This window comes from Corallococcus llansteffanensis (assembly GCF_003612055.1).
Lineage (GTDB): Bacteria > Myxococcota > Myxococcia > Myxococcales > Myxococcaceae > Corallococcus > Corallococcus llansteffanensis.
In genome coordinates this window covers 20,353-29,177 of record NZ_RAWB01000001.1, presented here as the reverse complement: position 1 = coordinate 29,177, position 8,825 = coordinate 20,353, and the positions used below count along the sequence as shown (strand labels likewise).

Genomic DNA, 8,825 nt, shown 5'->3' with positions numbered 1-8,825 from the left:
TTCAAGGCAGGCGTCCTTGATCTCCGCCTGTTGCCACTTCTACGATTCGGACGGGATTTCGCCCGTCATTTCTGAGGCTTACGGGAACGATGCGTTTCGTCTGCGACAGCTGCCGCGCCCAGTACATGATCAGCGACGACAAGGTTGGCCCGAAGGGGGTCAAGCTTCGTTGCAAGAAGTGTGGTCACACCATCCTGGTGAGGCCCGCCGGAGCGTCGGCGGCGAAGGAGGGAGGGGCGGACACCCCCGCGTCCACGGAAGCCAAGAGCGCCACGTCGGACTCCAATGCGCCGCGCATCGTGGAGTCGTCCGGGACGGGGCTGCCCGCCACGCTGGGCACACCGCCCGAAGGCGGCCTCTTCACCGACGTCGAAGAGGACGAGATTGGCGCTGTCTTCGATCAGGTCCTGAGCACGGGCTCGCAGAAGATCCAGGCCCGTGACGCGGAAGCCGAGGCCGCGAAGGCCGCGAAGGCCGACACGGTCCGCAAGCTCGCCGAGGCCGAGGCCGCCGAGTCCACGATGGACGACGCGAAGGCCGCGTCGCACGAGTGGTACGTCGCCATCGACGAGAAGCAGGTGGGCCCCTGGTCCGTGGAGAAGGTGAAGGACGCCTGGGACCGGGGCGAGGTGGGCCCGGACAACCTCTGCTGGCGTTCGGGGTTCGGCGACTGGATTCCCCTCTCGGAGACGGCGGAGCTGGCGTCGGTGCTGGCGCCGCGCCCCGCGAAGCCGGTCATCGTCGCCCCCGCGCCGGTCACCGCGTCGTCGCCGACGATTCCCGCGGGCCCGGTGGAGTCCGCCTTCAGCGCGGGCAACTCCCGTCCGGGTCTGGGCGGCGCGTCGACCGCGCCGGACGAGCCGGTGGGCTGGAAGCCCTCGGCCGCGAGCGTGCTGGCCTCGCTGGTGAAGGAGGAGAACGACGCCCTCACCAAGCCGCCTCCGCGTCCCGCGCCCTCGCTGGATCGCGAGCCGTTGTCGCAGTCACGACTCCTGGACGTGCCCATGCCGCCGCCGGAGCCGAAGTCGTCTCCGGCGATGCCCGTGGCCATGATGGGCGCCGCTTCGGGCATGGCCGCGCCCGCGGCCTACGCGCCGCAGCAGCCGGCCTATCCGCAGCAGCCCGTGCAGCAGTACGCGCCGCAGCAGCCGGCCTATCCGCAGCAGCAGGCGCAGATGCCCTACGGGCAGCCCCAGGGCTATCCGCCTCCGGGCTATCCCGCGGCCTATCCGCCGCCGGCGGCGGCGCCCACGGGCGGTGGCAAGGGCCGCACGGGGATGCTGGTCGCGGTGACCGCGGGCGTGCTGGTGATCGCGGGAGCTGCGGTCGTCTACGTCGCGCGGGGCAACTCGTCCGAGCGCCCCGTGGACCCGCCTGCACAGGTCGCGGTCGCGCCGACGCGCCAGCCCGAGCTGCCGCCCATGCCTCCGCCTCCCGCGGCGGTGCAGCCCGCGGCCACGGCGCCGGTCGCTGCGCCCGCGGCGGGGACTCCGGCCGCCACCGTGGCGGGAGCCCCCGCGGCCGGTACGCCCGTGGCGGCGGGAACGCCTCCCGCGACCGTGCCCGCCGTGGCAGCAGCACCGCCCGCGGCCGCGCCTCCGCCTCCTGCGGCGGCGGTGCAGCCCCCGGCGACGACGCCCAACATGGCGACGGCGGTGGCGAGGGTGGAGCCGCGCACCCAGCGTCGGACGGGCTCCGGCAGCAGTGGCAGCCGGGGTTCCTCGCACGAGGACGATGAAGCCATCACGGTCTCGAAGCCCGCGGCCGCGTCCTCCTCGTCGAACTCCGGGGGAGGGGACGACGACTTCGATGAGCTGTTCGGCACGAAGAAGCCGGCCGCCGCCACGAAGCCCGCGGGCAAGACGTCGACGGTGTACGTCCCGCCCGAGCCGGGAGGCGGCACGCTGGAGCGCCTGCAGCAGTCGGACATCATGCAGGTGGTGCTGAACAACAAGCCGGCCATCATGAAGTGCGTGACCGAGCAGCGGCAGAAGGACCCCTCGCTCAGCGGCAAGCTGGTGATGCGCTGGACGGTCCAGACGAGTGGCAAGACGACCAGCGTGTCGTGCCGCACGGACGAGTTCCGCTCGAGCTACATGGCGACGTGCATCACCGGCATCATCAAGGGGTGGTCCTTCCCGAAGCACCAGAAGCAGGGCGACCCCATCGACTTCCCGTTCACGTTCTGAAGTCAAACAGCGACATCGCCGTCAGATATGACGGCGATGTCGCTCGGAAGTGCGCCGGGAATGTGCGCTTTCGTGAACAGTGAATTTCCTCCGAGCGGCGGCGTTGGAAGGTCGGTCGACACTCGTTGACACGTCTGGAGCGAGGGGACTAAAGCCCGCTCGACTTCAAACCCGGGGCCTGGAGTTGTGGCCGGAGGCTCCGGTCGACGTATCCATTCCAGGAGGAAGTTCCGAATGCAGCTTCGCAAGATGATGGTGATGCTCGCTGCGGTGAGCACGATGAGCCTGGCGCTGACCGCCTGTGGCGATGACGCGACGACGGCCGAGACGTGTACGTCCGACACCGACTGCTCCTCCGGTTTCTGCAACACGGCGGCGGGCGTGTGCATGGAGACCTGCGAGAGCGCCTCGGAGTGCCCCGACACCGAGAAGGAATGCGCCCCGCTCGCGGGTGCGACCAACACGGCGAAGGTCTGCCAGTGCAAGACCAACCAGCTGTGCAACGAGGATGACTCCACGTCCCTGGTCTGCGGCACGGTGTCCAAGCGCTGCGAAGAGCCCGGCACCAGCACCGGCTGCACCAAGGACGCCGACTGCACCACCGGCAACACCTGCGACACGGCCAGCGGCCAGTGCAAGCCTGCCGCGACGACCTGCTCCGGCGAGGGCAAGGCGACCTGCGCGTACGGCTCGGCCTGCTACAACAACGCCTGCTCGGCGCCCCCGGCCCCCACCTGCGAGAACTACAACAACTTCTCCAACAAGGCGGCGCTGGGCACCACCGGTCCGATCATCTTCAAGGCCGCGACCACGAGCGCCGCAGTCGACAGCTTCTGCGATGCGAGCGCGCCGAAGCGCGTCAAGATCACCATCTCCGCTTACTCCAGCACCCCCTTCCCGGCGACGGCGGCCGAGCTGAACGGCTTCCTGTACGTGCTGGTCAACGGGACCACGAGGACTCCTGTCGTCAGCTCGTCCGCAGGCAACTACGTTGTCACGGGCACCAACCGCGAGCGTGCGGACATCGTGGCCAACATCTGCGTCGCGGCGGACAGCAAGACCACCTCCCTGGGCTATTACTTCACGGGCGGAAACTTCTTCTGCTTCCAGTCCTCGTACAACTAAGGATTGGATGATGCGCGGCTGAGTCAGGCTCGCCTGGGTCCGCTGCAATCGTTCGGAGCCCCGCCCAGGAATCACGGGGCGGGGCTCTTCGTTTTTTCTTGGTGCGGGAAGCCTTGTCAGCGCCATTGACGCTTTCCCAGGTGCTGGCCAGGTCCATGAATTTCATTTCGCGCACCCTCGTCTGTTTGGGTGCGCGCACGGGCACACCGGCGACTTCAAAAGGAGACTCCATGCAGTCAAAGAAGCTGATGCGGATGTTCACCCTGGGGTTGGCTCTCGCTTCTCCTGTCGCTTTCGCTGGAGACGCCGCCACCCAGTTGACCTGCCCCGAAGGAACCAAGCAGGCCGGCTCCAAGGCGGATGGGCTGTTCTGCCGCAAGCAGGAACTCGCGGGGGGCAGCTTTGTCGCGCACGGCCCCTACCGCTCGTTCCACGCCAACGGGAAGAAGGCCGCAGTGGGGCAGTACTCGGACGGGTTCAAGACGGGAACCTGGTCCTTCTACGATGAGGCTGGCAACGAGTACGGCAAGACGGAGTTCCGCGAGAGCAACTATCACGGGAAGCGTTTTCTCTACTTCGCCAGCGGAAAGCCCCACTTCATCGAGGAGTACCAGAACGGTCTGAAGAACGGCGTGGTGCAGGAGCTGAGCGAGGATGGCAAGGTCATCCACCAGGCCCGCTTCGAGAACGGCAAGGAAGTCGCGGTCAAGTAGTTAAGGGGCATGCGACAACGAGGGCCCTTGCCTGCTTCCAGGCTGGGGCCCTTCGCATTGCGGGGCTTTCCCTTGGCGCTCCAGCCAGCTAGGAACAGCAGCGTGAAGGCCCCTTCCCTCGTTCCAGTCCTCTCGGCCATCCCTGCCTGTACGGTGCCGCAGATGGGGTTGCGTGAACTTGAGCGCATCCGGCTCATCCTGCGAGGAGGGTCCGTCATCGACTGGCGGCGCATGCACTTCCAGTCGCGGGACGAGGTGGACCAGTTCCTGCGCCTCTGCCAGCTCGACGTGTCTCGGCCCTATGACGATGCCTGGGCCCGAACGGTGCTCGCGGATGCGGTGGAGTACCTTCGGAAGACCTTCGACTACAGGGTCGCGGACGCCGTGGCCCAGCCTGCCGAACTCCATGACCTCTTCCTCTTCGCGTCAGGTGCGAAGGGGCTGGCGCGCTACCGGCGGATTGCCTGCATCGTCCTGAAGGTGATGCACGTCATCCAGCATATCGAGGGACGCGATTTGCTCTTCCGTCTGGCGGCCTCTGAAGCCGAGCTGGCGGAGATGGTCACAGAAAAGGTGTTGGGCGTTGCGCGGGAGATGCAGGAGCAAGGGCTCCCCGTCGTGGAGTTCGCGCATTCCATCAAGACGCGTGACTCCCTGATCACGAAGCTGATCGCGAAGAAGGAGACGGTGGCGGCCCAGGTGTATGACCGCACGCGGTTCCGGGTCATCACCCGCACCCGCGCCGACCTGCTCCCGGTCCTCTACTTTCTCACCCAGCGGTTGTTTCCCTTCAACTTCGTCGTTCCGGGCCAGACGGAGAACACGCTTCTGCCGTTCAAGGGGTTGCTCGCGGAGAACCCCCACTTCGAGCAGTTCATCCCCCAGCTCCACCTGGACCGGGACTTCGAGGACCGCGAAGACCGTACGGGTAACGCCTTCTCGGGAAGTTCTTATCAGGTCCTCAATTTCGTCGTGGACCTCCCCCTCCGAATGGACCCGTATCTTCCTCCTCCTGAGAGTGACACCCGCCCTCGAAAGGGGCGGGTCACCTTCGCATTGGTGGAGTTCCAGATCGCGGACGAGGAAACGGCTCGCCGCAATGAGCTTGGGGACAATGCCCATGAGAGCTACAAGCGCCGACAGAAGCGACGGGTCCTCAACCGGCTGAGCCGGGGGCTCGTCGTACCGAAGCGCCAGGGGTGATCTACGCCTGAACTCACGCGGCCTTCACGTTTCGGCGCCAGGGCGCATTGCTGAATCAAGGGTACTCGTAGGTGACCCAAAGCGCGGCCAGCACCTCGTTATACGAGGGGTCGCAGTAAAGCTGATCCTTTACCGTGTCCGCATTGGTGGGGTTTTGGAAGCGAAGCCGGTACTGAGTCCGCTTGTTTCGGATGCCACGATTCTGCCAATCCTGGGCGGTCCATTCGGTAACATCGAACTCACCTCGGAATGGAACCGTCGATGGTGGCACGACGAAGGCGTCCTTGAGAGGGGGCGTATGGTAGTCCGCGATTGTCTGTGGGTTCTTGCCATCGAATGAATATTCGATGATATCGCCCACGTCGACCGGCTCCAACAACAGTTCACCAAGCTTCCCAAACGGGTCGCCAAAGATACGGCCGACAGGCCATCTCAACTGGGAAAAAGTGATTCGTGTCAGTTTTTCAGGAAGTACGTCGAGCCGGAAGCCCAAATAGAGTCTGTCATTGTTTGGGCCTCCGTCGTCGCCCACTGTAGCGCTGTTGTAGTAGGGCGTTTGCCTGAAATAACTGGGCGCCCCCAGCGAGCCACTCGTCTCTGGATCGAAATCAATCATCGCGGTGTTGAGCCGGAGAACCCGGAAGTTCTTCACCGTGTCGGCAGCAGTGGTGTTGCCTGCGACATCCCGAGCCAGTGTGGAAATCTTCCAGGCGACGCTTGTTCCGTGCGGGAAGGCGATGTCGGCTTTGAACGTCAACTCAGTCGCTGCGGTGTTCCAGGAAAATGAGCTCGCATGGAATCCTGCGGGTGTGGTGAATGAAATGGAGGACTCGGTAGATGCCTTGTCCATGGGCTCAGAGAAGGTCACCTTGAGGGTGGGGGCCAGCTCAATTCCAATGGCGCTGGTGTCTGGGGTGGCCGAGAGAACCGTGGGACGGATTGTGTCCGGCTGTGGGCCCGTGGTCATGAAACTGAAGGAGTTGACCCCGTCGATGGGATTTCCGGCCAGATCCGTGCCTACGACCGTCACGGAATAGGTCGTGTCTTCGGCAAGGGGCGATGCGGGTTGGAGCGCCACCCGGGTTCGGTCTTCCGTCCAGACCGGAGCCCCTAACGTCACGGGAGGCGAGACGGAAATCAGAAGAGACGCAGGTTGAACTGCCTCGGAGAATGAAAGCACAAGCTCCGTTTCAACGGGCACATGGGTGCTGCCACTGGCCGGCGCGGTGGTCAGCAGGCGGGGCTCCTGGAGGTCGAGGGGACCCGCGTCTTGTGTGAAGCCCGCGTCTGCTCCCGTATCGGATGCGGGGTCCTCAAATGGCGGGATGTCCACACAGGCAGAGCCGAGCGCAAGCACGAGGGCCAAGCTGTATTTGAGATGAAGTCGGGGATTGGGCATGGGGGTGGCTTTCTGCAAGGGATGTTCCGGTCGGTCCCGACCGGGAACACTGCCATGGGCGTCCGGCGCAGGGGATGGGCGTCCGGCCCTGGATACACAGCTGCCCGCCGCCCCCGGTTCTTCCAGGTGGGGACGCGCGGGCAGGGGGACTTCGGGTGCCGCTGGAAGCGGGCTACTTCTTCTTGCGGTTCTTCTTCTTGTTCTCCTTCTCCTTCTTGCGCCGCTCCTTGATGGCGTCGCGATCGTCCGGCTTGCCCACCGCCGGCGGCGCGTAGCCCATCAGGCGGGCCTTGGCCATCGCGGCCTGGCCCATGGGGGGCGTGTAGCCCGGGGCAATCTGGGGCAGCTGCATGGGCATGCCTCCCATGCCGCCTCCCATCCCCGCCATGGCCTTCTCCAGCATCTTCGGGTCCTTCCCGAACATGCTGCCCAGGTCCATGTTCTTCATCTGGCCCAGCTGCCCCAGCTGCTTGAAGCCGGGGATGCGGCCCAGCAGGCCCGGGTTCTGGCCGATGCTGCCCATCACCTGCTGCATCATCCCGAACTTCTGCAGCAGCTCACGCACCTCTTCCGGCTTGCGACCGCTGCCCTTCGAGATGCGATTGATGCGGCTGGCATTGATGAGGTCCGGACGCAGGCGCTCCTTCGCCGTCATCGAGTCGTACATCGCCTCGATCTTCGTGAGCTCCTTCTCGTCCGGGTTCAGGTGCTCGGTGAGGTCTCCGAAGAGGGGGAACTTCTCCAGCAGGTCCTTCAGCGGCCCCATGCGGCGGACCATGCGGATCTGCTCGACGAAGTCCTTCATCGAGAACTGGCCGGACAACAGCTTGCGCGCGTCGTCCTCGGCCTTCTTCTCGTCGACGACCTTCTCGAAGTCCTTCATCAGGCCGACGATGTCGCCGAAGCCCAGGATGCGGCCCGCGAGGCCCTCCGGACGGAACTCCTCCAGCTTGTCCATCGACTCGCCCATGCCGAGGAACTTGATGGGCTTGCCCGTCACTTCCTTGATGGACAGCGCCGCGCCACCACGCGCGTCACCGTCCAGCTTCGTCAGGATGAAGCCGTCCAGCGTCAGGCGCCGGTCGAACTCGGCCGCCGTGCGCACCGAGTCCTGGCCAATCATCGCGTCGCACACCAGCAGGATGGTGTCCGGCTGCACGTTGGACTTGATGGCCTCCAGCTCCGCCATCAGCGTCTCGTCAATGGCGAGCCGACCCGCGGTGTCGATGAGCACCACGTCGCACTTCTGCTCGCGCGCGGCCGCATAGCCCCGCTTCGCCAGCTCCGGCGGCTGCACACCGGGTTCGAAGTACACGGGGACCTTCAGCCGCTCGCCCAGCACCTTGAGCTGGTCCACGGCAGCCGGACGGTAGATGTCCGCGGCGACCAGCAACGGCTTGCGCCCTTCCTGGAGGAGCCGGCTGGCGAGCTTGCCCGTCGTCGTCGTCTTACCGGAGCCCTGGAGGCCCACCATCATGATGCCCGACAGCTGGCCCTTGGGCTTCAGGTTGAGGCTCGTGTCCACCGGGCCCATGAGCGCCTGCAGCTCGTCGTGGCAGATCTTGATGAAGTGGTCCATCGCGCTCACGCGGCGCTTCTGGCCCCCTGCGTCCGTGACGGTGGTCTGCACCACCTCGCCCACGGCCTTCTCGCGGACGCGGGCGACGAACTTCTTCACCACGTCGAAGGCGACGTCGGCCTCCAACAAGGAAACGCGGATGTCTCGCAGCGACTCGTCCACCAGGTCGGGGGTGAGTTCGCTCTTGCCGGCGAGGCGGTTCTTGGCGGCCCGGAAGCCCTTGGTGACGGTCTCAAGCATGGGGGGCGCTTTATAACAGGGGCCCGCCGGATGCGACGCCCACGGAAGCCCCGGCCGTCCAGCAGTGGAGGAATCGAGGGACTTCCTTCCCACCATTCGGGGTTTTCGGCGCCCCTAGGACCCCTTTGGAGGGCCTGCCAGCGGCCCATTCCCGGACTATCCGAAGGGACCCGGCACCCTTGTTCGGGAATTTTGAAGGAGATTCCGAGGCTCCCCCTGCATGGAACCAGCCGGAACGGCGCTGCCCATGGGGCCCTTGGCTTGCCAGGGGTAGGCGTCGTGCGACGACATGCGAACGCGCTGCACCCGGTCCGCGCTCTTCATGCGAGTCCGGGTGGGAGCACAAAGACCGTCCGGCCCACGGTGCGCGCCATCCG

6 protein-coding genes are annotated in these 8,825 nt (G+C 65.6%); 4 read left to right on the top strand and 2 right to left on the bottom strand.

The window, feature by feature from the left end; translation table 11 throughout:
* Nucleotides 1–89 precede the first annotated feature (89 nt).
* The 4 genes from gltJ (at nucleotide 90) to D7V93_RS00100 (ending at nucleotide 5,230) form a co-directional block, all read left to right on the top strand.
* Nucleotides 90–2,189, top strand: a complete 2,100-nt coding sequence (gene gltJ / locus D7V93_RS00115) for an adventurous gliding motility protein GltJ (protein WP_120641364.1) — start codon at nucleotides 90–92, stop codon at nucleotides 2,187–2,189.
* Between the two features lie 234 nt (nucleotides 2,190–2,423).
* Entirely contained in the window at nucleotides 2,424–3,314 is an 891-nt protein-coding gene (locus D7V93_RS00110; RefSeq protein ID WP_120641363.1) for a hypothetical protein, read from the top strand.
* A gap of 230 nt (nucleotides 3,315–3,544) precedes the next feature.
* Nucleotides 3,545–4,027: a toxin-antitoxin system YwqK family antitoxin gene (locus D7V93_RS00105; protein ID WP_120641362.1), complete on the top strand. Its 483-nt coding sequence runs from the start codon at nucleotides 3,545–3,547 to the stop codon at nucleotides 4,025–4,027.
* A gap of 102 nt (nucleotides 4,028–4,129) precedes the next feature.
* Nucleotides 4,130–5,230 (top strand): TIGR04552 family protein, encoded by a 1,101-nt coding sequence (locus tag D7V93_RS00100; RefSeq protein WP_208722871.1) that lies wholly within the window; start codon nucleotides 4,130–4,132, stop codon nucleotides 5,228–5,230.
* 55 nt (nucleotides 5,231–5,285) lie between these two features.
* Here D7V93_RS00100 and D7V93_RS00095 read toward each other — a convergent pair whose 3' ends face one another.
* Together D7V93_RS00095 and ffh are read right to left on the bottom strand one after the other, a co-directional pair.
* Nucleotides 5,286–6,629 carry an Ig-like domain-containing domain gene (locus D7V93_RS00095; RefSeq protein ID WP_120641361.1) on the bottom strand — a complete coding sequence of 448 codons (1,344 nt, stop codon included), beginning with the start codon at nucleotides 6,627–6,629 and terminating at the stop codon, nucleotides 5,286–5,288.
* Between the two features lie 172 nt (nucleotides 6,630–6,801).
* A complete protein-coding gene (gene ffh / locus D7V93_RS00090; protein WP_120641360.1) occupies nucleotides 6,802–8,448 on the bottom strand; it encodes a signal recognition particle protein in 1,647 nt (548 codons plus the stop codon).
* Nucleotides 8,449–8,825 lie beyond the last annotated feature (377 nt).